A 25,270-nucleotide genomic window follows, 5' to 3' on the forward strand; every position below is an offset into this window, starting at 1 on the left:
ATAATACCCCACTCGTGGTATCAGCGCAGCATTACTGCCAGGCTGCCTGCGCCGACGATCATGGTTATAGCCAAAAAGAGCATTAAGGCGACCGTTAGAACAGCACCGAAAACCAGCAGCAAGTTGTTGCCCATGCCGTCAAGACATTTCGCCATCTTTTCGTCGCCAAGGGGTTGAACAAGAGCGCCGGCGATTTTAATGACCAGTATTAGCGACATCAGTTTAATGAGAGGGAAAGCGCAAACAGTGATAATGGCCATTACGCCGAAAATACCGATGGCGTTTTTAATGAGCAGTGATGCACCCATCACTAGTTCAACTGTATCGGCAAACATTTTACCGACTACAGGTATAAAGGTAGACGTAGCATATTTTGCAGTCCGCAGCGTAATCCCATCGGCCACGCTGCCGGCGACGCCCTGAATGGTAATGATGCCGATAAAAATGACCAGTGTCAGACCGAGGACTACCATGCCGCCTTGCTTAAAAAAACCGGCCAGATTACTCAAGCGGTATTTGTCAGACAAAAAATTGACACATTCCAGGACGGCCGTCAGCATTAACAGCGGCAGCACCACATCTTTGACGACCAAGCCGACCGAGCTCACCACGAAAAGCATCAGCGGCGTAAACAAGGCAGCCGATGTCAGCGCGCCAACGCCGGCTAACAACGAAAGCAAGAGCGGTAAGAGCGCCTCCATCATACCTACCATGTAATCGACGGTTTCCCGGGCCATGGTCAGGGCATTGTATAAAGCGTTAAGGGCAATAACGGCAAGAAAGATAAAGCACACGCCGTAAGCCAGCAGGGAAATCGTCGACTGTTCAAAAGAATTTTGCAGGTTTTGCAACAACGCACAAAGGACGGCCAGAAATAACAGTTTGCCGAGGAGGTGAATATTCGCCGCGCATTCGCGAAATAGCCGACTAATCAGCTTTTGCCATAACAGTGACCAATCAAAATTCAGCCCCTTGACGGCTGTCTCCTTGATAGTTGCCGCGGTTAGCAGGGGAATATCCTCCTGTAATTCGTGGTTGACTTTACGAATAAAATTATTGACATTGTCCAATGACAACTTATCAAGAAGCTGGTCGCTTACGCCATCCTGATCAAGAGGCGCGGCCCAGCCGACTCCACTAATAATTAGCATCATGACGACACATAAAACTATTTTCATGCTTCCACCTTACGGTATCAGTCTCACGATCGTGTCGAGGACCAATGCGATAATCGGAATAGCCATTACCATGACCAGAATTTTGCCGGCAAACTCAATCTTGCCGGCCACCGCTCCTTCGCCGGCGTCACGGCAGACTTGGGCCCCAAACTCGGTGATATAGGCGATGCCGATAATCTTGAGAATGGTATTTAGGTAGGTCTGGCTAATATTGGCTTTTTCCGCCAAATCACGGAACAAATTTAACACCACGTTGATTTTACCAAGCACCAGCAAAAAAATGACCGTTGCCAGCGTCAGACTAAGCTGTAAAGCAAATTCGGGACGCTGCCGCCGGATTATTAAGATAAGCAGCGTAACGACAAAGCCCAGTCCGACAATCTGCACAATTTCCATGGCGGCACCCCTTAGAATAGCTTAAAAACGTCCTGGACGGTAGAAAACAGCCGGCCTAATAATTGTACGACCCAGAGCAGGACGAGAGCGAAGCCTGCCAAAGTGCAAATTTGCGCCATATCTTCCTTGCCTGCCTGTTTGAGAGCCGTGTGAAACACCGAAACCAGTATGCCAACCCCTGCAATTTTGAATAATAAGTCCAATCCCATACTCTACGCCCCTTTCCCTCTACACCAGCAATATTACGATTGCCAGACTGCCGCATACGCCAAGATAGCGATACATTTTCATATTTGGATCGCGCTGGGCGATAGCTTCACGTTCCGCTTTCTCCAGTTCGTGCTGTACCAGGTCCAATTGCTTCTGTTGTTCCTCGCGGTTCATCGCGCCAAGATTGGCGCCCAGGAGCAGCAAAGCCTCTATCTCAGGCCGGCCTAAAACAAGCCGGCTGTCCGCCTGGTCCAGAGCCCGGCGAAGAGCCTCCTGCGGCGTCAGCCAACTCTCCTTCTGCAGCAATTGCGCCATCCGTCCAAACAGGTCGGCAACGGGACCATTGATGCCGGCGCTGCAGCGTGCCAGGGCTTCCGGCAGCGGCATAGCAGCATAGTTTATATATGACTTAAGCGAAACAAGGCAGCTGATAATCTGGGCAATTTGCCGCGGGCGCTCACTATAGCGCCAGGCCATTAAAAAACCAATGGCGGTACCTGCTGTTACCACCAGCAGGCTGCCCGTGAGTTTCAACCACATACTCTCACCTCTTTTGACCGCCGGTACAACGTTCGGCCGTCGGCGACCGCAATAACCTGCTCAATAGTTCCGACAGTCGGCGTATCACTTAAAATGACATACCGGTCGAACCAACCGTTTTTTATCAGTTCGCCCACATATGGACGTTGGGAGATGCCGGCTATGTCACGCCCATGTACGGTAGCAACAACAGCCACGCCCGCATGGAGGGCTTCCTGAATTGCCGCAGCGTCCTCCCCCCTTCCCAGTTCATCTGTTACCATCACCTGCGGCGCCATGGAACGAAGCAGCATTAAAAGGCCGCTGGCTTTGGGACAGCCGTCCAGAACATCGACCCGCGGTCCTAAATCCATGCTCGGAACGCCGCTAACGCAAGCGGCAATTTCTGATCTCTCATCGACCAGTCCGACCTGAACGCCGGGAAAATTTAGTTGCCGCACGCCGCTGCTGAGCTGGCGGATAATATCGCGAAGCAGGGTTGTTTTGCCACAGCGCGGCGGTGAAATAAGCAGCGTACTATACACACACCCGTCCGGACCAATCAGGTAGGGCATGAGCGGATCGGCGCAGCCTTTTACCTCCCGGGCCAGGCGAATATTCATGGCGGTGGCATTTTTCAACGCTTTTACCGTTCCGTCATGAACAATGACCTGGCCGGCCAAGCCGACGCGATGGCCGCCGGCGATAGTAATAAAGCCAAGTTTCAGTTCTTGCTCAAAGGCGTAGAGAGAATTCTTGCTGATTAATTGCAATGTTTTAATTAAATCATCATAACAGCAGCAGTAGGCCTGCTCCCGCCTGCCTGTCGGCTGACCTGCCGGAGTGAGCATCACGTCGGTCGCTCCCAAGCCCAAAAGGAGGGGCTGATTGACCCTAAGCCGTATTTCGGTGGCCTGGGCCAGCAAAGCCGGAGACACACCCCGGAGGAGCGCCGCAATCGTGTGCGGCAGGACGGGAAAAACCGTCTTTTCCAGAGCTCGAATAGTTTCCATATATATCCCGTCCCCTTTCCCTACATAAATATGGTTAACAATAGCCATTTATGACAGCCTTGCGGTAAAATAAAAATCCCGGAATGTTCCGGGACTTTATTGTTTCGCTTATACATTTATACGCCGGGGTGTAAAAGATGGCGGGAGGACCGGACGTCATCATCATCCAGCTCGTCATCCGCAAAATCTAATGTGTTGTCATAAACGATACCGCCGCAATGCGGACAAGTTACTTCCACTGGATCGTCCTCATCGAGAAGGTCCGCCTCAAAAGTAACATCCTCGTGACAAACAGGACACTCTATTTCCACTAAGTCGTCATCTTCATCAATCATTTCCACATCGTAGACTTCATCTTCTAAATCCGTGAGATCGTCATCAATGGTTTCTACATAGTTTTCAAGTTCCTGCTGCGCCACTGACATGCACGCCAACTCTTCAGCGAACGAATCCAATACATCAACAATGTTAACCAGAAGTTTACCTTCCGGCGACTGCGTATCTACGTTTAATCCTTTTGTTAGTCCTTGCAGATACGCCACCTTTTCTTTCAAATTGGCCATAAAAAACCCCCCTTTGCTATGTTCCAGCTCATACCGGTATTATTCCCGTTAAAGCCTGAAAACATAACCGGGGGATTTTCATATGTTATGCTCGTTCAATATACTCGCCGGTACGGGTATCGATGCGCAATACATCACCCTCATTGATGAATAGCGGCACACGGACTACATGCCCTGTTTCCAGTTTGGCCGGTTTGGTGCCGCCCGTTGCCGTGTCACCCCGGATACCAGGGTCGGTCTCCACTACCCTGAGTTCTACCGAATTAGGCAAATCAACGCCAATAACGACCCCTTGGAAAAACATAACGCCAATATTCATGTTCTCTTTCAGGAATTTCTTGGCGTCACCAAGCTGCTCGTCGGTAAGGGCGACTTGCTCGTATGTTTCGTTATCCATAAAGTTATACAGGCCATCGCTTTCATAAAGGTACTGCATTTCCCGGCGGTCTACATGAGCCCTGGGTAATTTCTCGCCGGCGTTGAATGTCCGTTCGACTACGGCCCCGGTACGGACATTTTTCAATTTACTGCGGACAAAAGCGGCACCCTTGCCGGGTTTCACATGCTGGAAATCGACGACTTGCCAAACCTCACCGTCAATTTCAACAGTAATCCCTGTGCGAAAATCGTTGGTAGATATCATGCCCAAAAACCTCCCAATTACCAGTCTAATTCTATGAGTTGCTTACTGCTCCCGGTCAGCACTTCACAGCCGGAAGCAGTAAGGACAACCATATCCTCAATACGTACCCCACCCCATTCAGGCAGGTAAATTCCGGGCTCGACCGTCACGACCATGTTTTCTTCCAGGATAACGGAGCCGGTCGGTGATAAACGCGGTTCTTCATGAATTGCCAGTCCGACGCCGTGACCCAGCCCGTGACCGAAAAATTCGCCGTACCCGGCGTCGGCAATTACCGCGCGCGCGGCCTTATCCACTTCGCTGCCGGCAAGACCGGGGCTAAGTGCGCTAACGCCCGTCTGCTGCGCAGCCAGAACAATGTCGTAGATTTGGCGCTGCTTGGCGCTTGCCCGTCCAATAACCACCGTGCGGGTAATATCGGAATGATAGCCCTGATATACGGCGCCAAAGTCCAGGGTAACCAAATCACCGGCTTCAATTATTTTTTCGCTGGCTACGCCGTGGGGCAAAGCCGAACGGGCGCCTGAGGCGACAATAATATCAAAAGCGGCCTTTTCCGCGCCCTGCCGGCGCATGGCAAACTCAAGCTCCAGCGCTATTTCGCGCTCGCTTATCCCTGGCTTGATAAAAGAAAGAATATGCTCGAAAGCATGATCGGCAATGGCGACGGCCTTTTTGAGAAGAAGCAGTTCATCGTGGTCCTTAACCATCCGTAATCCGTCAAGCCGTAATGGGACAAGTTCGGCGCCAACGGAAGCATTTAGGGCGTGATAAACGTCCCAAGTAACATAGTCGGCCTCAAAGCCAATGCGCGCTAACCCTAACGGCTTTAGCAGGCCGGCCAGCGTTTCGTAAATACCGGAGCCGTGCCGAACCACTTCAAAATCAGGCGCCTGCCGAGCAGCCTGTTCTATATAACGAAAATCGGTGATTAGCCACCGGCCCTCGGCAGTAATGAGCAGCATGCCCGCTGTACCGGTAAAACCGCTAAAATAGCGGCGGTTTTCCGGCTTCGTGACAATCATGCCGTCAACATTCTCTTGCTTTATTAGATTATGCAGACGTTTCAAGCGATCTTTCATTTTTCGCCGCCTCCTTTGTCGCCTTCTTTACGAAGCAAAACGGCGGCTGCTTCCAGGGCTAACAAATAGCTCGCCGACCCAAAACCGCTAATCTGCCCCACGACTACCGGCGCGATCACCGAGTGCCGGCGAAATTCTTCCCGACTATAAATATTGGACAGATGAACCTCGATGACCGGCAGTGATACAGCGGCCAGCGCATCGCGTAAAGCAAAGCTATAATGAGTAAAGGCGGCGGGGTTGATGATAAGGCACTCGTACCGGCCGTCGGCCTGCTGCACCGCATCAATCAGCGCGCCCTCATGATTGGATTGAAAGCAGTCCGCTTCCAGGCCGAGTGCCTTGGCTTTATTGCAAATTAGCTCATTAATTTCCGCGAGGGTTGTTACGCCATAAATATGCGGTTCCCGTTTTCCCAACCAATTAAGATTCGGGCCGTGCAGCACCAAAACCCGCCGGACCTTCTCCCCCATAAAACATCCGCCCCCCGTAGCTCACTAACTTTTTGATTTTACCATAAAATTGCCTTTTTGCCTAGTTTTTCTTAACTGCCGCTAATCGTGATACCGCTGATCCTGAGCGTAGGCGCACCCTGGGAACCGAAAAAGCGGAGGTCGCTCCCTACGGCATCGACATTGTTCAAAAGCTCCAGGATGTTGCCGGCGATGGCTACCCCGCGGACCGCGTGGGTAAACTCGCCGTTCTCAATCCATACACCGGCGGCGCCGATCGAGAAATCGCCGGAAATGGGGTTGGCGGTATGCATTCCCATGACGCTAGTGACATAAAAGCCCTTCTTCACCCCCGCAATTATAGCGTTCGGCTCGGTGTCGCCCGGTTGAATAAAAATATTGGTAGGTCCTACTTCCGGCAAACCTTTAAATGACCCTCGCACGCCGTTGCCGGTGCTGGTCACGTTATCTTTCGCCGCCGTATAGGTATTGTATAGGTAACTGTTTAACTCACCCCGCACCAACAGTTCGGTACGGCGGGTAGGCACCCCTTCGCCGTCGACGGGGCTGGAGGCAATACCGCCTTCCAGACGGCCATCGTCTACGAGCGAAAGAGCCGGCGAAGCTACTTTTTGCCCCAGCTTGCCTTTAAATAGGGAGCGGCCCTTCTGCACGGCATCGGCACTCAGCGCCGGTACCAAAATGCTGAAAAAGTTAGTGGCAATATAGGGACTGAGAACCAAGGCCGCTTTTGTCGTACCAATTGTCTTCGCGCCAAGTAGCATGATGGCTTCCCGTGCTGCTTCACTGCCAACCGCGGCGGCATCAAGTTCGGCAAACCGCCGCCGATAACTCAGCGCCATGCCGGTCTGGACATCACCGTCCTGCTCGGCGAGTACCATGCCATAAACGCCGCAATAACCGCTCCGGTAAGCCACTGCCAGACCGTTAGAATTAGCCAGCGCCACGCCATAATCGGCATCTTCATAGACGCAACGTTCCGTCCGCCGAACGCGCTTGTCGGTCCGCTGCGCCGCCCGCTCTACTTCTTTGGCTTTTTCAATCTTTTCCTCTACCGGTACCAGAGCCAGCTGCCGGTCGAGAAGGTCCATTTCCGGTATCTGCTGTGGCTTACCGGGAAGGACATGGTATTTATCGGCAAAGCTCTTGCGGCTGTTAGCCAGCGCTTGGCGAACTACACCTTCAATATCGCCGCCGTCGATGCCGGTAGAATGAGCAAACCCCACCGCTTGTTCCCGCGAAATTACGCGAATGCCAATACCGGTGTCGTGGGCCTGTTTTAATGTTTCCACCTTCTGCTCGGCTACTTCTATCGTCAGCGCCCTGGCGTCAAGTACATAGGCTTCGGCCGCATAGGCGCCAATTTTTTGTGCCAGTTGTATTGCCTTGTTGGCAATTTCCAAATAATCCATCAAAATCCCTCCGCCTATATTCCAATAATTTTATTATACGCCCCAGTCGTATGCATCATACGGCAGCAGCAGGCTGCCTATTTTATGGGTATTCCCTGTTCTTGATAGTTTCCCTGCCTAAATATCTCAATCTTCATCTGCCAAATTCGGCGAATTACAATAAAGTAATTATACCATTCAAACTTTACAATCTCCAAATAACAGCCAAGCAGCCTGCCCCAAGTGGGACCAGGCTGCTTGGCTCTACTTAACTTAATATATCTTTTATGTTCTCCGAGCTGCTTATACCAAAAACCACGTCATTATCCAAACCGTCAACATGCCGGTAATCCCCATTACTAATGTGGCCAAGGTTTGTGTCTTGTATGCGGTATCAACGGGGATATTGGAAAACTGGGATACTACCCAGAAATACGAGTCATTAGCATGCGACACGACCATCGAACCGCAGCCGATTGCCATGGTAGCCAAAACTGCTCCCATGGGGGAACCGAGACCAAGGGTAGCAAGCAGCGGATAAACGATAGTCGATGTAGTGATTAATGATACCGTTGATGAACCTTGGGCGGTTTTAATCGCCGCCGCGATAATAAAAGGCAGAAAAACGCCAAGATTAAACTGGGCCAGGCTTTGGCCAAGATAGTTGCCGATTTTGGTCGCGGCGATAAGCGCGCCAAGCGATCCGCCGGCAGCGGTAATCATGATAATTGCCGCCGAGTCTTTGATGCCTTGCCCCACCCAACCGGATAAAACTTCCTCGTCCAATTTGGGGACAAGGAACAGGCAAAGACCAACGCCGAACAGCAGGGCGATCATTGGATCACCGATAAAGTCAAGCGTCACCTTTAGCGTGCCTTTGCCGAAAGGTGCACCCGGAAAGTTGGCCACCGACTTTAAGGCAATGAGAACAATCGGGACGACAAGCGGGGCGAAGGACGCGAGTGGACTGGGAAGTTTCTTGAATTTGGCCAGCAGTTCCTCATAACCGACGCCTGTATCAGGCTCAATATTAAACCGCTTGCAATACCACGTGGCCCATAAATAGCCTGCCAGAGCCGCGGGAACGGCGACAATTAAACCGATAAAAATAACCATCCCCAAATCGGCTTTTAAGTTGTTCGCGGCCGCAATAGGCCCGGGTGTCGGCGGCACAAGCGTATGTGTCGCGTAAAGGCCGGTAGAGAGAGCCACCGCCATGACGGCCATGGAAACTCCGGCCCGTTTGGCCAGCGACTTGTTAAGCGCCGAAAGAATGACAAAGCCTGAGTCGCAAAAAACAGGAATAGAAGTTATATAACCGATAACACTCATGGCCAAAGCAGGCCGCTTTTCGCCTACCAATTTGAGTATCGTTTCAGCCATGGTAAGGGCGGCGCCGCTACGTTCCAACATAACGCCGATAATGGTGCCGGCAATAATCACGATACCGATGCGTTCGACCGTCCCCCCGAAGCCCTTAGCCACATGCTGGGTCACTTCGACGGGATTCATCCCCGCAGCAAAACCTACAAAAAACGCAGACAATAATAAAGCTAAAAAAGCATGAACTTTGTACCGGGAGATTAAGGCAATCATAAATACGATGGCGGCAAATAAAATAACCAGCAACATCGGACCCTGAAACACGCGAAAAACCTCCTTTAAGCAAAATTTTTTTATAACCGGACCGTTATCAGCCTCACCTCTTTTCTTTTCGTGTTTTCCACCTTAAGTATCAGTGAATATTCCCGAAATAATTATATAAAATATTTAAAATTTTACAACTAAATTGTAGTAAATTATTCGCCGTTCAGCTGCCAATTTCACCACATTATATTAACTACACATAGAAAAACATAAAAAAGAAGGGGCGGCCCCTTCTCTTTTAACACGCTTTATTTTACAAATATTCTTTTGCAACCGCCAGCGCCTTAGCGTAGTCGGGATGCTCGGTAACTTCCTTTACATATTCAACATGCCGCACAATGCCTTCTTTGTCGACGACGATGATACCGCGAGCGAGAAGTCGTAATTCTTCAATAACAAAACCGTATTTTAAACCAAAGTCCAGGTCTTTATGGTCTGAGAGCGTTTTTATATTGTCAATGCCCTGTGCCGCGCAATATTTAGCCAAAGCAAACGGTAAATCGACGCTGACGGAAAAGACAACTGCATCGCTAAGTTCGGACGCCTCTTCATTAAAGCGGCGCGTCTGCATATCGCATACCGGAGTATCTACTGAAGGCACTACACTGATGATACGTACCTTACCTTGATGATCGCTTAACTTGACCGGTTCAAGCGCTGTAGAAAGTACAGTGAAATCCGGAGCTTTCATACCTGTTTTAATTTCCGGTCCAAGCAAAGTCAGCGGATTACCTTTAAAAGTAATGACATTTTTCCGTTTTTCCATCACATATCTTCCTCCCAATTTTTTATGTAACTTATTCATATTTTTTTACAATTAAAACTTTATCATAATAATTTTTATTTGTAAATAATAATTGTTGTTTTTAGTAGATAAAATTACTTACCGACAGTTAGATTATTATCTATTGTTAATCTTTTCGCCACACTGTGATAGGGTTGAAGCATTGTAGGATTGTTTTAAAAAACATATCCTCAGGCAATACTGCCAGCAAAACCGGGCCATGTTAATGAGCACTATCCATAATCCGCCAAAAGCAGACCGAAAGCATTTCATTAAATGGACCTGTCCAATATAAATTCCAATATAAATATTTTTACACTAGCGACTGCCCACAACATTTTGTTGGCAGTCTGAATCCGTTAATGCGCATTAACGGATTTTTCCATTCGTATTAGCATATATTTCCGCCACAATCTCCCGGAAAACAGGCGCCGCTACATCGCCGCCGGACATTCCCTCTTCAACGAAGACAACGACTACATATTGCGGATTTTCCAGCGGGGCGTAGCCGGCAAACCAGGCATGGTTAATTCCTTTGCCTTTGCCGTCGATCCGACCTGTTTCCGCTGAGCCCGTCTTGCCTGCCGAACCGATGCCATCTACATAAGCGGCCTGCCCCGTCCCATAGCGCGTCACCGCCAGCATCATTGCCCGCAGTTCAGCGGCTGTGGCACGGGACAAAACACGGACGCCTCGGGAAACGGGAAATGTCTTAATAACTACGCCTTCCGGCGAGGTTAATTTGCTAACTATATAAGGTTCCACTTTTACGCCGTCGTTAACAATCGTAGCTACCAGGGATGCAATCTGCAGCGGCGTAGCTTCAAGCAGTCCCTGGCCGATGGCCAGGTTGGCCAAATCACCTGGGTAAAGCGTGTCAGCCGTAGGCAGATTGCCATCGGCCTCGTTTGCAAAATTAAGTCCGGTATGTTGACCAAACCCCAGTTTATGCGCGTATTCAATGACTTTCGCCGGGCCTAACCGAAGAGCCACTTCAATTAATACCGGATTGCTGGAGTAGGCAATTGCGTCGGTAAAGGTTAGCCGGCCCCGCGGCCCCCGCTCATAATCCCACGCTTTAAACCGCAAGCCGCCAACGTCAATGTACCCCTGGTCGTAAAAACTATCTTCCGGTCGTACAGCGCCACTTTCCAGGGCAGCTGCCGCTACCACCAGCTTAAATACCGATCCGGGCTGATAGGCGGCCAAGGCGCGGTTTAAAAGCGGGGCAGAATCGTGCTGTAAATAATCGCCCAGGTTATTAGCGTCAAAGTTGGGCCGGGAAGCACAGGCCAAAATCTCGCCGGTGGATGGTCTGAGGATCACGACCGCGCCTTTAGGCACATGCCGGTCCATTACTCCTTCCACAATCTTTTGAATGCGGCTGTCAATAGTAAGGACCACATTACTGGGCGCGGCGCCGTTATTGAGGCGAATACGTTTATAGCCAAGACCCGGAATGAGCCGCTGGCCGGCGTCGACTACCGCCGCTACATACTCGGGCTGGTTGCCGCGCAGGATTTCGTCATACATGCCCTCGATACCGCTGACACCTTTATTGTCCGCTTGATTAATATACCCTACGATATGGGAGGCCAGGGCACTGGAGCCGTACCGCTTTTTTTCCGCGGCACATAGCACGCCCGGTAATTGAAGGCCGTTAATTTTTTGAGCGGTAACGGCATCGAGGTCGGTCTTTATTTTAAACGGTCGCCCAGTATGCGTTAACTGCTCGAAAACATTCTCCCGCGGCAGGCCGGTAACGGCTGCCAGCTGGGCGGCGGTCTGGCTAACGCTAATGATTTGTTCGGGAAAGACGACCACGCTGAAGTGTTGCGCCGTGTTGGTAAGCGGCTGACCATTACGATCCAGGATTTCACCCCTGGCTACTTCCACCGGCACTTCCTGAACGCGCATGCCAATGCTCTGCGCCGTCAGGAGCGGGCCCTCGATGATTTGCAGATAAAACAGCCGCGCCACCAATGCCCCGGATAGCAAGAACACGGCCGTAAACAAGCGGTAAATGCGGGAAACATGAACAGCCATACCGTCACCTCATGGTGTAGTATGGCTGTTCATGGTAAAATTATACAAATTCGATTGGCACCGGCAATTTCCTTAGAATTTCCTGGACATCAGCGCACGTGTCAGGGGTCACCCGTACAACCAGCAGCCCTTCCGCCCGGCTGACGGTGCTGACCACGCCCAAATACTCGTAGCCCTCCATAATTTGATTGACAAAATTGATATACTGCGGCGCTACGCGGATATAAACAGCCTCAGCCATGCGCTTTCACTTGCCGCCTGAGCATGGCGTACTCGGCAACGGGCTGGTTAACAGGCATGGTCACAAGCTGCTGCGGGTGCGGCGCAACATCGATAGCGTTGCCCTCACTGTCAAACATTGCGGTAATACGCTGCCGGAAAGTAGGCCCACTGGGTTGAAAAATCTCGATTTCCTCGCCTACCTTCATATTATTGCGCTGTTCGACCAGAGCCATGCCGGTTACGGGGTTATAACTCCTGACCAAGCCAATGAAGTCATAGGTCTGTTTATAAGTGGCGCCGCTATAAATCTGATCCTCCTGCGTCGTTTTATTAAAATAAAATCCCGTCGTATAAGGACGATGGGAAATTTTCTGCAGTTCTTCCCACCATTCAGGCCGAACCTCGTAGTGATCGGGGTCAGCAAAATAACTATTGATTGCCTGCCGGTAAACTTTTACCACTGTCGCCACATAGTGCACGCTCTTCATCCGTCCCTCAATCTTGAAGCTGTCCAGTCCGCTTGCCGCAAGCGCCGGGATATGCGGCAACAGGCACAGGTCCTTGGAATTAAAGATATATGTTCCCCGCTCATCTTCCAAAACGGGAAAAAACTGGCCGGGCCGCGTTTCCTCCATGACATAGTATTTCCAGCGGCATGCCTGGGTGCATTCTCCCCGGTTGGCATCGCGACCGGTAAAATAGTTGCTGAGCAGACAGCGCCCCGAGTAAGAAATGCACATGGCCCCGTGCACAAAAGCTTCAAGCTCGATATTCACCTTCTGGCGAATAACCCGAATATCTTCCAGCGAGATTTCCCTGGCCAGAACCACCCGGCGGGCCCCGAGTTCCTGCCAACAGAGGACGGCCGACCAGTTAGTATTGTTGGCCTGGGTGCTAATATGTAAAGGTAAATCAGGCGCTACCTGGCGGGCAATACGGTACACACCAAGGTCGGAAATGATGATGCCGTCTACCCCAATGTCACGCAAATACCTAATATATTCCGGCAAAGCCGGCAGGTCTTCATTATGCGGAAAAACATTAATGGTTACGTAACCCTTTTTTCCAGCCTGGTGCACAAAGGCTACCGCCTCTTTAAGCTCCGCCTCGCTGAAATTGTCGCTAAAAGCCCTAAGCCCAAAAGACTTGCCGCCGAAATAAACGGCGTCAGCACCGTAAAGGATAGCAATTTTGAGTTTTTCGAGGTTTCCGGCAGGAGCCAGTAGTTCAGGTTTTTTCATCGGATTCCCCTCCGAAAAGTGCAAATGGCGACACCGTCGCCGATGTCGCAGACGGTGGTAGTAAAACGCGGGTCGGCAGTAATAAAGGCTAAAAATTCCCGCAGCCTTTTCACCAGTGTTCGATAGCGCCGCGGCACAAATCCTTCGGAGTGAACCCAGCCGCGAAATAAAACATTGTCAGCTACGATCACGGCTCCATCACTCAGTTTGTCCAATAATTTCAGCAGGTAGTCAAGATACTGTCCTTTTGCCGCATCCAGAAACACAAAATCAAATGGCCCGTCCAGGTTCGACAGCAGCATACCGGCGTCGCCCAGCAGCAGGGTCGCCCGTTCGGCAGCGCCGGCACGGATAATCATTTCCCGGGCTTTTTCCCACCGCTGGCGATTTATCTCAATGGTAACAATTCGGGCCTCCGGTACGGCCGCAAGCAGCAGCAATGTGGAATAGCCAATTGCCGTACCCACTTCCAGTATCTGCTTTGGTTGGCGTTCGACCGCCACCTGGCACAGCAGCTCTGCCCCCGCCCGGCCGATGATGGGTATGCCGCAGCAGGCGGCGTAATCTTCCAGTTCCCGCAGTAAAGCCGTGTAATATTCCATATCATTTTCCTACCTGGTCGATGGCTGCTAAATGTTCGTCATAAGTCCTGCTGAAACGGTGAGCCCCGTTTTTATCGGCGACAAAGTAAAGATACTCGGTTTCGGCCGGATACAGGACAGCCTGAATAGATGCCAGTCCCGGATTAGCAATGGGTCCCGGCGGTAGACCGCTATGTTGGTAGGTATTGTACGGCGACGGTATTTGGGTGTCTTGGACGGTAAGCTTCGGTTTGGGATAACCGAGAATATACTGAATGGTGGCACAAGACTGGAGCGGCATCCCCTGCTTCAACCGGTTAAAAAAGACGCTGGCGATAACCGGCCGTTCTCCTTCCAGCTGCGCCTCCTTTTCTACCAGTGAAGCCAGGATAATTACCTCGCGGATTGACAGGTTCAGTTCGGCCGCTCTGGCCCGCATGGCCGGCGTAAACTGCTGGTCAAACTGCTTTGTCAGCATTTTGAGAATGTCCTCCGCGGTCGCACCGCTGGCAACCCGGTAGGTGTCAGGAAATAAAAAACCTTCCACCGTGTATAGCGTCCCCTCACCGGCGGTCATATAGTCATAAGGAGCGTAAGCGCGGGCCAAGGATTTAAACTGCGTAGCGTCGCTAATTTTATGCTGCTCTAGCAGCGCTGCCACCTGGTCGACGGTGAAGCCTTCCGGTATGGTAAATTGCCGGTAGGCCGTCTCCCCTCTGGCCAGCATGTCAATAATCTGGCGAACCGTCATAGAAGGAGTTATTTGATATTCACCGGCCTGCAACGAACCTTCCAGCCCCTCGATTTTTGCCAATACACGAAAGAGAAATACGTTGGAGATGAGGCCGCGCTGCTTAAGCAGCGCCCCGATATCGTTAGTCGTCATTCCAGGTTCCACGGTTATCAGCACGGGAGCGTTCGCCGAACTTACCGGCCGGGCCAAGCCGTAGGTGATCGTACCGGCGATGAAGGCAAGGAAGATAAAAAACAGGACCAGTTTTTTGCCAAAGCTCTGCCGCATTAGCTGTCACCTCGCTTGCTATGACTATATTATACACAACGGCCAAAGAAAAAAGAAGCCGTTTAGGCTTCCGTTTCCTCCTCCAGCAGTTCCTCGTAGGCCTGCAAGACTTGCTCATATTCTTCATCGGTAGGATCGACATAAATATCTTCGCCGTCTTCGCCCTTGTCAATACGCGCGATAAAGGCATCGGTTCCTTCTTCATCGCAGTCGCAAGGCTCGCCCTCGCAGCAGCAGTCCTCTTCTTCGTTAAAAGGCACCAGGATGGCAAAGCGCTTCTCGCCGATCTCAATAATCATTTCCTGTATAAACTGTTCCTTGTTGCCTTCTTCATCTTCGAACTCAATGATTTCAAATTCACCGAGGTTGTCGTCACGTTCAATGTCAGCCAATTTCTTCACCTCATCTGTTAAATTAATGTCATTTTAGCTTAGAAAAATTCTCCTGTCAAGGAAATTCATCCCTTGCGGGACAGGCTGTCCAAATATCCCTGCAAAATAAACACAGCCGCCATTTTATCGATAACTTGCCGGCGTTTGGCCCGCCGTACGTCGGCAGCGATCAGGGAACGCTCCGCCGCCACGGTAGACAATCGCTCGTCCCAGAGCCGGATTTCTACCCCGGCAAGACAGTCCTGCAGTTCGCTGGCGAAGGTTTTTACTTTTTCTCCCTGCGGACCAATCGTGCCATTCATATTCTTTGGAAGCCCTACGATGATGACGGTAGCCCCAAAACGCTCCACCAGCTCCCGGATGCGCGCCATATCCGCTTCAGACGACGTGCGGCGGATAACTTCTACGCCCTGGGCCGTCAAGAGCAGTTCGTCACTCACGGCCACCCCGATAGTTTTTTCTCCTACGTCAAGTGCTAGTATGCGCATGATACCCCCTGTTTATTATCACCATAGCGGCCTAAATAATTTTCAGGCAAAATTCCGGACAATGGGCGCCGCAGTAACCGCAGAGTACGCACTTACTATGGTCTACGACCGCCATACCATCAACTATGGTAATAGCTTGCATTGGACATTTGCCGGCACAGCGCCCACAACCCACACACCAATCCTCTATGAGGAGACGGCGCTGGCGGGCGCCCACTTTTGCCCGTAAAGCGGCATCGGGGGCTTGTCCGTTAAAGAGGGCAATATTATACGCCACCTCATCGGTTGTCTGCATGCCGACTGCCACGGCACTTACGCCGCTCTGGTTCATTACCCAACGCAGCGCTTCTTCGGCCATCCCGGTCAAATGACCGCCACCAAGGGCTTTCATGGTGTATACCCCTTTTCCCTGCGCCGCGGCGAAAGCAACAGCCGCCAGCATGTCCTCCCGGGTACCGTCGCAGATGCCTATTCCGTGGATATTTAAAATAGGGTGGATGACGTCTATTTCGTCCATCAGGGCTGCCGCCCGAACGACTTCCACCGTATGCGTAGATACCCCGACCGCCCGGATCCGTCCCGCTCGCTTGGCTTCTGTTAGATAACGCAATGCTTCCTGATGGCCTTTCAGGGTTAAGCGCGACGTCTGTTCGTGCAACATAAAGATATCGATGTAATCACGGCCGATGCCATTACAGGCGTTGATGACGCTTTCACGCATGCCCTCGTAGGTATAAGCGTAAGACTTAGAGGCGACAATTACCTGGTCCGAACACTGCCGTATAGCTTTGCGAATATAAGGATAGGTTTGGTATAGTTCAGCCGTATCAATAAAATTAACCCCTGCCGCCAGTGCCGCTTCCAGGACGGCGGCACCTTCCTGCAGAGGTAATCCGGCCTGCAGCGGTCCAATGGTGAGGGCCCCAAAACACAAACGGGACACCTTAATACCGGTACGGCCCAGTTCTCTGTATTCCATTATTTGTCTTTCAGATAAGCTCGTACCAGTTCTTCGAGCAGTTCGTCCCGTTCAAGTTTACGAATTAGACCGCGTGCATTGTTATGGCTAGTGATGTAGGTAGGATCACCGGATAACAAATAACCGACCATTTGATTTATCGGGTTGTAGCCCTTCTCTTTGAGGGCCTGATACACCGTGTTAATAATAAAGGCAGCCGCGTTTTTATCTTCATTATCTACACGAAACATCATCGTTTGTTCCGATAAATTGGTCATGCGTCATCCCCCTCCCTATTAGTATCTCCTTCCTAATTCCATTATATTCTACCATCACTAAAATTTTCCTATTGTGACCTGGATAAAAGCAAAGATTTTGAGGGCGGGTACTACCCCGCCCTTTGCCGGTAGTTACTATTTTATTTGCCGGCCCATAATTTCTTGGGCGATACGAAGGGCGTCAGCCAGCTTGTCCGGCTGCTTGCCCCCGGCCTGCGCCATATCGGGGCGGCCGCCGCCACCGCCACCGGCGACCTTCGCCATCTCCTTGATAATATTGCCGGCATGTACTCCCTTGGCTACCGCGTCGGCCGTCGCCATGACGACGAAATTGACTTTTTCGCCGGTTACGGCGCCAAGAGCAACGACGCCTGAGCGCAATCGGTCACGCACCAAATCGGCCGTAGAACGGAGGTCGTCCATATCAGCCGCTTCCACCTGGCCGACTACCAACGCAACCCCGTTAATTTCCGCCTTATTAGTAAGTAAATCCTCAACAGCAAACTTGGCCAGCTTAGTCTTTAACGCCGCCAGTTCTTTTTCCAAATCCTTAACCCGCGCCAACACTCCGTCAATTCGCCCGACCAGGTCCTCAGGACGGCTCTTAAGCGCTAACGCCGCCGCCTGCAGAAGTTCTTCCCGGGAACGGATATAGTCAAGCGCTGCATGGCCGGTAACAGCTTCAATCCGCCTGATACCCGATCCGATACCTGTTTCACTTACGATTTTGAATTGGCCAATTTCGGCTGTGCTGCTCACATGGGTACCACCGCAAAGTTCTTTACTGAAATCGTCAATGATGACTACCGAGACCCGTTCGCCGTATTTTTCCCCAAAAAGGGCCGTCGCTCCCATTTCCCTGGCCATTTCTTGCGTTGTCTCAATGCGGCCGACCGCAATATTGCGGAGGATAACCTCATTGACAATATTCTCTACTTCCGCCAGTTGCTCGGCCGTAACCGGGGCAAAATGGGAAAAGTCAAACCGCAAGCGGTCTGGCCCCACATAGGAGCCGGCTTGGTTGACATGCTCGCCTAACACCTTTTTTAGCGCGGCATGCAGTAAATGAGTAGCCGTATGGTTGCGGGAGGCATCGCGGCGTCTGGCCGCATCTACCGCCACTTTTACCGTATCGCCGGGTTTGATTATTCCTTCGGTAACGCTGCCCACATGGTAGATCGTGCCGTCAGGAAGCTTTCTCGCCGTTGCAACCTGGATCTTGCCATATTGGGCCGTTATCGTGCCACTGTCGCCAACCTGACCGCCCCCCTCGGCATAGAACGGCGTCACATCAAGGATGAGTGCCACTTCCTGGCCGTCATGGGCCGCTTCGACAACCTTACCGTCCTGCAATACCAGGACAACCTTGGCGCTTTCGGCCTGCGGGTCGTACTTGAGCTCTTCCGCGACAAGGCCGGACAAATCGGGAATAATCACCCGCTCCTCATTCTCCTGGCGGGCGGCGCGGGCTCTTTGCCGCTGCTCATCCATGGCTTGGTCAAAACCGGCCTTGTCAAGTTCCATATCATGCTCAGCCAAAATTTCCTGCGTTAATTCCCACGGAAAACCAAAGGTATCGTACAGTTTAAAACCGGTGGCGCCGTCTAAAACGGTTTTGCCGCTCTCTTTTAAGGCACGGATATGGTTGTTTAAAAGTTCCATGCCTTGGACCAGCGTAGCGTTAAACCGTTCCTCTTCCAGTTGAACGACTTTTTTGATGTAAGCTTTCTTATCATTGATTTCGGGATAAGGTTCGGCAAATATGTTAGCCACCACGTCAACAATATCAACCAGGAAGGGTTTCTCAATGCCCAGGAGGCGGCCGTGGCGGACGGCACGGCGCAAAATGCGGCGCAGCACATAACCCCGACCTTCGTTGGAGGGTAAAACACCGTCAGCAATCATAATCGTCAGGCTCCGCCCATGGTCGGCGATAACCTTGAGTGAAACATCCGTTTTAGCCGCTTCCCCATAAGTGACACCGGCAACTTTAGCCGTATGTTCAATAATGGGGAACAACAGGTCTGTCTCAAAGTTGGAACGCTTATTCTGAAGTACGGAGGCGATCCGCTCCAGACCAGCCCCGGTATCAATGTTTTTCTTGGCCAGTGGCGTATAGTTGCCCTCTTCGTCACGGTCATATTGGGTAAAGACCAGGTTCCAGATTTCCAAATAGCGGTCACAGCTGCAGCCTACACGGCAATCGGGCTTGCCGCAGCCCCGCTGTTCACCCAAGTCGATATGAATTTCCGAACAGGGACCGCATGGGCCTGGCCCGATTTCCCAAAAGTTATCTTCGAGGCGGACAATGCGGTCGGCCGGCACCCCCACTTCCTTGTGCCAAATTTCAAAGGCCTCGTCGTCTTCCGTATGGATCGTAATCCACAGCTTGTCCTTAGGCAGATTAAGGTGTTCGGTAATAAATTCCCACGCCCAAGTGATAGCTTCCCGTTTAAAATAATCGCCAAAAGAGAAATTTCCCAGCATTTCAAAAAAAGTATGATGGCGGGCCGTACGCCCCACATTTTCGATGTCACCGGTACGCACGCATTTTTGGCAGGTAGCAATCCGCGGATGCGGCGGCTTCATTTTACCGGTGAAAAAAGGTTTAAAGGGCGCCATGCCTGCGCCAATCAAGAGCAATGTCGGGTCATTTTCGGGTATCAATGATGCACTCGGCAATACGAGGTGGTCTTTACTGGCAAAAAACTGCAGAAACTTCTTACGTAGCTCGTTTCCGGTCAAAACGATCATCCTCCACTAAAGCTTCAGGGAGCCCCATTTCTTTTAGGCATTATACATAATTTATGTACTATTGTCAATAATTGGTGCTTCCTGTCCGATTTATCCCAGGATGCGAACCAGATGGCGGCCGAAGACCTTGGCCAGAGCGGCAACCGGCACACCAAGCAGCATGCCCGCAAGCCCTGCCAGTTCGCCACCGACAAATAAAGCGAAAATCACCGACAAAGGATGAAGACCCACATTTTCGCCCAGTACTTTGGGACCGATAACCGTACCTTCGAGCTGATGTATGACCAAAAAGAGCACTCCTACTTTCAGCGCCAGCCACGGCGACTCAAGCAGCGCCAGGGTCACGGCCGGCGACGCGCCGATAACGGCGCCGAAATAGGGAATAACATCAAGAATGCCGGCAATAATGCCAATCATTAGCGCATACCGGACATTAAGCAAATATAATCCAAGACTCACCAGCAGTCCGACAATGATGGCCACCGTAATCTGGCCGCGGATGACGCCAGCCAGCACTTTATCCACGTCGCGAAGAATCATTACGGCTTCATGGCGCCAGTGAGGCGGCAGTAAAAACAGCAGTCTCTCCTTGATTTCATGCCAGTCATGGAGTATATAAAAGGATAAAATAGGCGTAATCGCCAAACCGATAAAATGGCTGAGCAAAGTAATGATGCCGCCGACCAGCCCGGAGACGAAGGCCTGCACTTCGCCTTGCATTAGAAGCAGTGTTTTGTCCAAGGCCTGGCGGAGGGAATATGGCAACATCGAATTTTGATATTGCCACTGTAAAACCTGCACTAACTCTTCGACGCGGGCAACAATGGCCGGGAAATCGCGGCCAAAGGCTTCAATTTCCCGGATCAGCAGCGGAATGAGCCGGCTACCGCCAATAATAACAATACTAAATAAAACGACGTATACGACGGCAATAGCCCATACCCGTTTTAGCCCATGGTTTTCCAGATAACAGACGGCGGGATTTAGGAGGTAAGCGAGAAAAAAAGCAAGGATGAATGGATAAAGGCCACTACGCACCCGCCACAGAAAATAGCCAAGCAGCATGAAAACAATCAGAATTATGCCCAATCGCAAAGTCCGCTTAGTAATCACCATTCCTTACACCCCAAAAAGAAAGGAGACCGTACGGTCTCCGTCAATCCAATTTTTTCATCAACCGCCGGCGGGTACGGCGCGCCTGCCGCATTAAATCCCGGGTCGTAGCCTTGATCGTATCGGCGCTGCGTTCCACTAGGGGTTTTTTTTGCGGTTTCACCATGGGACCAAAGATGGCGCCTAGCACCGAACCTAGTAAGCCTCCCCAAATCAAACCTTGCCAAAACTTGCGCATCTTTATCCCTCCTGTAAGTTTACAGCAGTATCCTGCAAAGGATTGTACAGAGTTAATGTTCCGTCTGTTTCCACGTTAAAGATTTTCACGTTTTCGCCACGAACCAAAAACTCGACACAACATTCGGAGCAGTAATACTGATCAGTGCCTACTTTACCGATAGTGCGCTGCCCGCAGACTGGACAAGCAGTCACAGTCCCACCCCCACAATCAGTTTTTCTCTTCGGTATGCAGGAGGTTTGCCATGGACGCAGGGACGATAAGTTTATCTTCGCCAACTACTTGCACCTGGGGCAACGGCATTATCGAACGACCATAGACAAAATCGGTAAAGACTCCGTTCGATACTTCGTAAGCGGTTATTTCGCCTGTTTCCGGGTCAAAGGCAATATCGGCCAGCAGACCCAAATTAACACCACACTCGGTAAATATTTGCTTGTCTACCACATCATGCAGCCGACAAGCTTGATCGATCCCCGGCATAGCCGTCAAATCGAGCAGCGCATCTCGGCTGCGCACCATAACAGCGTCGCGACCGATGCGAAATAAGTTCCGGAACAGGATACCTTGCCCATCGCTGAACCAACTGGTCTGATTGGTCACAATTCCTAATACTGCCGCCCTGGCTAAATCCACAACCACTTCCTGAACCTCGCCAATCTGCGTACCCGTATCCAGTTCGAGTACCGGCAGGCCAATCAAATTCCGCAGTTTATACATAACCGGCCTCCAAAACAGATTGCAGTATTATTATGGCCAAAAACAAGGCGGTTTATTATTTTTATCATCAACATCATCAACGTATCGCCTTGCGGATAATCCCGCCGCCGACCACCGTGTCGCCGTCATAAAAAACAACCGATTGTCCGGGAGTAATGGCGCGCTGCGGCTCGTCAAACCTGACATAAACCGCCCCTTCTCCCTCCGGCATCACCGTCGCCGGAGCTTCCCTGGCACTATAGCGAATCTTTGCCGCTACCCGCAGCGGCGAAGTAAGCTTGTCAATAGTGATGAAATTTAAGTCGTCGGCAATTAGTTCACTGGCAAATACGTCCTCGTCGGAGCCGACGATAACCTCGTTCCGCTCATAATCCAGAGCCACGACGTACAGCGGTTTACCTACCGCGATGCCAAGCCCTTTGCGCTGGCCAACAGTGTAAAGCGGCAAACCCTTATGACGGCCAAGAATCCGGCCATGAGTATCAACAATATTCCCCGGTCGAAGCGTCTCCGGCGCTTTTTCTTCTAAAAAACTCTTATAATCGTCATTAGGAATAAAGCATATTTCCTGGCTATCCGGCTTTTCCGCCACCGCCAAGCCGAATTCCCTGGCCAGCTGCCGCGTTTGTACTTTGGTGTATTCGCCCAGTGGCATAAGAAAATGCCGCAATGTATGCTGGTTAAGATGATAAAGAGCGTAAGACTGATCTTTGGTCCGGTCTACCCCTTTCCGCAAGATATATCGGCCGCGGTCTTTATCGTATTCAATCCGGGCATAATGACCGGTGGCAACAAATTGCGCATCAAGAGCCAAAGCCTTCTGCAGCAGTCCTTCGAACTTTACATACCGGTTGCAGGCAATACATGGATTGGGCGTTTTGCCGGCGGCATACTCGCGAATAAAATAGTCTACTACCGTTTCCTGAAACATTTCGCGAAAATTAAGTACATAGTAGGGAATGCCCAGTTTGTCCGCCACCCGTCTGGCATCGTTAACGGCAGATAAGGAACAACAGCCCCGGTGTTCGGGATCTATTTCCGGTAAATCGTTTTCCCATATTTGCATGGTAACCCCTATGACGTCATAGCCCTGATGGACAAGAAGGGCGGCAGTTAACGAACTGTCCACCCCTCCGCTCATGGCTACAACCACTCTCGGTTTTGCGCCCATGAATACTCTCACTTTCCTTTTTTATTAAGGTAATCCTTAATCGCCTCGTGCAGCGCGTCAGCCGCCAAGTTGGAGCAATGCATTTTGGCCGGCGGCAATCCGTCCAAAGCCTCGGCGACAGCTTGGTTGGATATTTTTAGCGCCTCGTCGACAGTCTTGCCCTTAACCATCTCGGTCACCATGCTGCTGGTGGCAATAGCGGCGCCACAGCCAAAAGTCTTAAATTTCACGTCTTTAATGATGTCATTTTCAATTTTCAGATAGATACGCATAATATCGCCGCATTTGGCGTTACCAACTTCGCCAATGCCGCTGGCGTCCTCAATTTCACCTACATTGCGCGGGTTGGTGAAATGGTCCATGACTTTTTCGGTATACATAAGTTTCTCTCCCATTCATATGAATTAATGATGATGACAATGGCTGCAGGGATTCGACGACATAGCTGCCGGTTGCTTGCCGTACAGCGGTGACATGCTGCGCAGCCGCTCGATAATTTCCGGCATTACCGCCAAGAAATAATCAACTTCTTCCTCCGTATTGCCCCGGCCCAGGGAAATACGCAGTGATCCATGCGCTACCTCATGCGAAAGGCCCATGGCCAACAAAACATGGGAAGGATCGAGCGAGCCGGAAGTACAGGCCGAACCGCTGGAAGCGGCAATGCCTTTCAAATCAAGATTGAGTAGCAGCGACTCGCCTTCGACATAATGAAAACTAAAGTTTGCATTGCCAGGCATGCGCTGCGTAGGATGGCCATTAAGCTTCACATGAGGTATCTTAGCCATTGTTTCGCGGATAAGCTTATCCCGCAGCCGCTGTATATGAGCCATCTTTTGCGCCATCTCGTTTTTGGCGATTTCGGCCGCTTTACCTAGTCCGACAATACCTGGCACGTTTTCCGTCCCTGCCCGCATATTGCGCTCGTGCCCGCCGCCGTGCTGGATTGCCTCAATGCGTACACCGCGACGAACGTACAGGGCGCCAATACCTTTGGGGCCGTGGAACTTATGTCCCGACAGGGTAAGCAAATCTATGTTGTATTCTTTTACATCAATTGGATAGTTACCGGCTGCTTGGACCGCATCGGTGTGAAAATAAATGCCTTTCTCACGGGCGATTTGGCCAATCTCCTTGATAGGTTGGATAGTGCCTACTTCGTTGTTGGCAAACATGATACTGATCAAAATGGTCTTGTCGGTAATGGCCTTTTTAAGATCCTCAATACGGACCATGCCATATTCGTCCACTGGCAGATAAGTAACCAAGTAGCCTTGTTTTTCAAGGTACTCACAGGTATGGAGCACGGCGTGATGCTCTATGGCCGACGTGATTATGTGATTGCCCCTCTTGCGGTTGGCGTAAGCAATGCCCTTAATCGCCAAGTTGTCACTTTCGGTGCCGCCGCTGGTAAAAAAGATTTCATTGGCGTTAGCACCAATCAGGGCTGCCACTTTTTCTCTAGCTTCCTCCACCGCTTTGCGGGCCTCGCGGCCGTAAGCGTGAATACTGGACGGATTGCCAAACTTGTCCAGCATATACTCCGTCATCAGTTTGGCGACCTCGGGATCGACCGGTGTTGTCGCCGAGTGGTCAAAATAAATCCGTTTCATGGCTGTCATCTCCCTTATCCTTTTCTTCCCGGCATAAATCGGCAAGCGAGATAGAATCTAAAACCTGACTTATACTATCGCGCACTTTGGCCCAAACGCCGCGGGTGACGCATATATCGGCCCGCTTGCAAGTATTGTTGTCAGTCAGCAGACAATCAACAGGAGCGATCGGGCCTTCCATAATGCGGATAATATCCCCAACCGTGATTTCCGCGGGATCTTTGGTCAGCGTATAGCCTCCCTGCGCGCCCCGAATGCTCTTAACATAACCGGCTTTGCGCAGGATGCCCATGAGCTGTTCAAGATAATGCTCGGATATTCCCTGACGTTTTGCCACATTTTTAAGCGATATGGGACCTTGACCATAATGCAGGGCTAAATCGTACATGGCCGCCACACCGTAACGCCCTTTGGTTGATAATTTCACAACAACCTCTCCCGCTTTTCCGAGTATTTCGATTGGTTTTATCGAGATTAATATAGCATAAAAGGGTGCGGTTGTCAAAGCCTATCGGCAAATTGTCCTTGACAATCC

At 51.1% G+C, this 25,270-nt stretch carries 30 protein-coding genes; all 30 read right to left on the bottom strand.

All coding sequences use genetic code 11. The features are described 5' to 3' along the window. Nucleotides 1-20: 20 nt before the first annotated feature. Nucleotides 21-1,178 (bottom strand): stage III sporulation protein AE, encoded by a 1,158-nt coding sequence (gene spoIIIAE / locus BLQ99_RS02165; RefSeq protein ID WP_093687674.1) that lies wholly within the window; start codon nucleotides 1,176-1,178, stop codon nucleotides 21-23. Nucleotides 1,179-1,187: 9 nt separating this feature from the next. Then, nucleotides 1,188-1,574: a stage III sporulation protein AD gene (spoIIIAD, locus tag BLQ99_RS02170; protein WP_007289182.1), complete on the bottom strand. Its 387-nt coding sequence runs from the start codon at nucleotides 1,572-1,574 to the stop codon at nucleotides 1,188-1,190. Between the two features lie 11 nt (nucleotides 1,575-1,585). Then, nucleotides 1,586-1,783 (bottom strand): stage III sporulation protein AC, encoded by a 198-nt coding sequence (gene spoIIIAC / locus BLQ99_RS02175; protein WP_093687676.1) that lies wholly within the window; start codon nucleotides 1,781-1,783, stop codon nucleotides 1,586-1,588. A 19-nt stretch (nucleotides 1,784-1,802) separates the two neighbouring features. Further along, complete coding sequence (locus BLQ99_RS02180) at nucleotides 1,803-2,324, bottom strand: stage III sporulation protein AB (RefSeq protein WP_093687678.1); 522 nt, start codon at nucleotides 2,322-2,324, stop codon at nucleotides 1,803-1,805. Next, nucleotides 2,315-3,316 (bottom strand): stage III sporulation protein AA, encoded by a 1,002-nt coding sequence (spoIIIAA, locus tag BLQ99_RS02185; RefSeq protein WP_245690218.1) that lies wholly within the window; start codon nucleotides 3,314-3,316, stop codon nucleotides 2,315-2,317. The genes BLQ99_RS02180 and spoIIIAA overlap by 10 nt, the downstream gene beginning before the upstream one ends. Before the next feature lie 116 nt (nucleotides 3,317-3,432). Continuing rightward, nucleotides 3,433-3,879, bottom strand: a complete 447-nt coding sequence (locus tag BLQ99_RS02190; RefSeq protein WP_093687682.1) for a CD1247 N-terminal domain-containing protein — start codon at nucleotides 3,877-3,879, stop codon at nucleotides 3,433-3,435. An 85-nt stretch (nucleotides 3,880-3,964) separates the two neighbouring features. Continuing rightward, complete coding sequence (gene efp / locus BLQ99_RS02195; protein ID WP_093687684.1) at nucleotides 3,965-4,522, bottom strand: elongation factor P; 558 nt, start codon at nucleotides 4,520-4,522, stop codon at nucleotides 3,965-3,967. Between the two features lie 17 nt (nucleotides 4,523-4,539). Then, nucleotides 4,540-5,604, bottom strand: a complete 1,065-nt coding sequence (locus BLQ99_RS02200) for a M24 family metallopeptidase (RefSeq protein ID WP_093687686.1) — start codon at nucleotides 5,602-5,604, stop codon at nucleotides 4,540-4,542. Beyond that, nucleotides 5,601-6,077 (bottom strand): type II 3-dehydroquinate dehydratase, encoded by a 477-nt coding sequence (gene aroQ / locus BLQ99_RS02205; protein ID WP_093687688.1) that lies wholly within the window; start codon nucleotides 6,075-6,077, stop codon nucleotides 5,601-5,603. The genes BLQ99_RS02200 and aroQ overlap by 4 nt, the downstream gene beginning before the upstream one ends. A 71-nt stretch (nucleotides 6,078-6,148) precedes the next feature. After that, complete coding sequence (locus BLQ99_RS02210; RefSeq protein WP_093687690.1) at nucleotides 6,149-7,489, bottom strand: TldD/PmbA family protein; 1,341 nt, start codon at nucleotides 7,487-7,489, stop codon at nucleotides 6,149-6,151. 282 nt (nucleotides 7,490-7,771) lie between these two features. After that, a complete protein-coding gene (locus BLQ99_RS02215) occupies nucleotides 7,772-9,115 on the bottom strand; it encodes a GntP family permease (RefSeq protein ID WP_216093616.1) in 1,344 nt (447 codons plus the stop codon). A 253-nt stretch (nucleotides 9,116-9,368) separates the two neighbouring features. Continuing rightward, nucleotides 9,369-9,881 (bottom strand): thiol peroxidase, encoded by a 513-nt coding sequence (gene tpx, locus BLQ99_RS02220; RefSeq protein ID WP_093687692.1) that lies wholly within the window; start codon nucleotides 9,879-9,881, stop codon nucleotides 9,369-9,371. A gap of 387 nt (nucleotides 9,882-10,268) precedes the next feature. Next, nucleotides 10,269-11,945, bottom strand: coding sequence for a peptidoglycan D,D-transpeptidase FtsI family protein (locus BLQ99_RS02225; RefSeq protein WP_093687694.1), 1,677 nt, complete (start codon nucleotides 11,943-11,945; stop codon nucleotides 10,269-10,271). Between the two features lie 40 nt (nucleotides 11,946-11,985). After that, complete coding sequence (locus tag BLQ99_RS02230; RefSeq protein ID WP_093687696.1) at nucleotides 11,986-12,186, bottom strand: DUF4911 domain-containing protein; 201 nt, start codon at nucleotides 12,184-12,186, stop codon at nucleotides 11,986-11,988. Then, nucleotides 12,179-13,408, bottom strand: a complete 1,230-nt coding sequence (locus BLQ99_RS02235; RefSeq protein ID WP_093687698.1) for a peptidase U32 family protein — start codon at nucleotides 13,406-13,408, stop codon at nucleotides 12,179-12,181. Before BLQ99_RS02235 ends, BLQ99_RS02230 begins: the two co-directional genes overlap by 8 nt. Continuing rightward, nucleotides 13,405-14,010 (bottom strand): O-methyltransferase, encoded by a 606-nt coding sequence (locus BLQ99_RS02240; protein ID WP_093687700.1) that lies wholly within the window; start codon nucleotides 14,008-14,010, stop codon nucleotides 13,405-13,407. The genes BLQ99_RS02235 and BLQ99_RS02240 overlap by 4 nt, the downstream gene beginning before the upstream one ends. Before the next feature lies 1 nt (nucleotide 14,011). Continuing rightward, nucleotides 14,012-15,010: an endolytic transglycosylase MltG gene (gene mltG / locus BLQ99_RS02245; protein ID WP_093687702.1), complete on the bottom strand. Its 999-nt coding sequence runs from the start codon at nucleotides 15,008-15,010 to the stop codon at nucleotides 14,012-14,014. A 62-nt stretch (nucleotides 15,011-15,072) separates the two neighbouring features. Continuing rightward, nucleotides 15,073-15,411: a DUF1292 domain-containing protein gene (locus BLQ99_RS02250; protein ID WP_425440864.1), complete on the bottom strand. Its 339-nt coding sequence runs from the start codon at nucleotides 15,409-15,411 to the stop codon at nucleotides 15,073-15,075. Between the two features lie 56 nt (nucleotides 15,412-15,467). Then, the gene (ruvX, locus tag BLQ99_RS02255) at nucleotides 15,468-15,890 is read right to left on the bottom strand and encodes a Holliday junction resolvase RuvX (protein WP_093687706.1); all 423 of its coding nucleotides are present in this window, start codon (nucleotides 15,888-15,890) and stop codon (nucleotides 15,468-15,470) included. A 31-nt stretch (nucleotides 15,891-15,921) separates the two neighbouring features. Beyond that, nucleotides 15,922-16,869, bottom strand: coding sequence for an aldo/keto reductase (locus tag BLQ99_RS02260; protein ID WP_093687708.1), 948 nt, complete (start codon nucleotides 16,867-16,869; stop codon nucleotides 15,922-15,924). Beyond that, on the bottom strand, nucleotides 16,869-17,126 hold the full coding sequence (locus BLQ99_RS02265; RefSeq protein ID WP_093687710.1) for an IreB family regulatory phosphoprotein: 258 nt from the start codon (nucleotides 17,124-17,126) through the stop codon (nucleotides 16,869-16,871). Before BLQ99_RS02265 ends, BLQ99_RS02260 begins: the two co-directional genes overlap by 1 nt. Nucleotides 17,127-17,261: 135 nt before the next feature. Next, a complete protein-coding gene (alaS, locus tag BLQ99_RS02270) occupies nucleotides 17,262-19,880 on the bottom strand; it encodes an alanine--tRNA ligase (protein WP_093687712.1) in 2,619 nt (872 codons plus the stop codon). A 90-nt stretch (nucleotides 19,881-19,970) separates the two neighbouring features. Continuing rightward, nucleotides 19,971-20,996, bottom strand: coding sequence for an AI-2E family transporter (locus tag BLQ99_RS02275; RefSeq protein ID WP_093687714.1), 1,026 nt, complete (start codon nucleotides 20,994-20,996; stop codon nucleotides 19,971-19,973). 40 nt (nucleotides 20,997-21,036) lie between these two features. Continuing rightward, nucleotides 21,037-21,231: a hypothetical protein gene (locus BLQ99_RS02280; protein WP_093687716.1), complete on the bottom strand. Its 195-nt coding sequence runs from the start codon at nucleotides 21,229-21,231 to the stop codon at nucleotides 21,037-21,039. Nucleotides 21,232-21,233: 2 nt separating this feature from the next. Further along, nucleotides 21,234-21,425, bottom strand: a complete 192-nt coding sequence (locus BLQ99_RS02285; protein ID WP_093687718.1) for a hypothetical protein — start codon at nucleotides 21,423-21,425, stop codon at nucleotides 21,234-21,236. Nucleotides 21,426-21,441: 16 nt separating this feature from the next. Beyond that, entirely contained in the window at nucleotides 21,442-21,951 is a 510-nt protein-coding gene (locus BLQ99_RS02290) for a PRC-barrel domain-containing protein (protein WP_093687720.1), read from the bottom strand. A 76-nt stretch (nucleotides 21,952-22,027) separates the two neighbouring features. Next, nucleotides 22,028-23,122: a tRNA 2-thiouridine(34) synthase MnmA gene (mnmA, locus tag BLQ99_RS02295; RefSeq protein ID WP_093687722.1), complete on the bottom strand. Its 1,095-nt coding sequence runs from the start codon at nucleotides 23,120-23,122 to the stop codon at nucleotides 22,028-22,030. A gap of 8 nt (nucleotides 23,123-23,130) precedes the next feature. Next, on the bottom strand, nucleotides 23,131-23,502 hold the full coding sequence (nifU, locus tag BLQ99_RS02300) for a Fe-S cluster assembly scaffold protein NifU (protein ID WP_093687724.1): 372 nt from the start codon (nucleotides 23,500-23,502) through the stop codon (nucleotides 23,131-23,133). A 24-nt stretch (nucleotides 23,503-23,526) separates the two neighbouring features. Next, entirely contained in the window at nucleotides 23,527-24,735 is a 1,209-nt protein-coding gene (gene nifS / locus BLQ99_RS02305; protein WP_093687726.1) for a cysteine desulfurase NifS, read from the bottom strand. Then, on the bottom strand, nucleotides 24,716-25,162 hold the full coding sequence (locus tag BLQ99_RS02310) for an RrF2 family transcriptional regulator (RefSeq protein ID WP_093687728.1): 447 nt from the start codon (nucleotides 25,160-25,162) through the stop codon (nucleotides 24,716-24,718). The genes nifS and BLQ99_RS02310 overlap by 20 nt, the downstream gene beginning before the upstream one ends. Between the last annotated feature and the right edge of the window lie 108 nt (nucleotides 25,163-25,270).

Origin of the sequence: Sporolituus thermophilus DSM 23256 (assembly GCF_900102435.1) — a bacterium.
Taxonomy (GTDB): Bacteria; Bacillota; Negativicutes; order Sporomusales; family Thermosinaceae; genus Thermosinus; species Thermosinus thermophilus.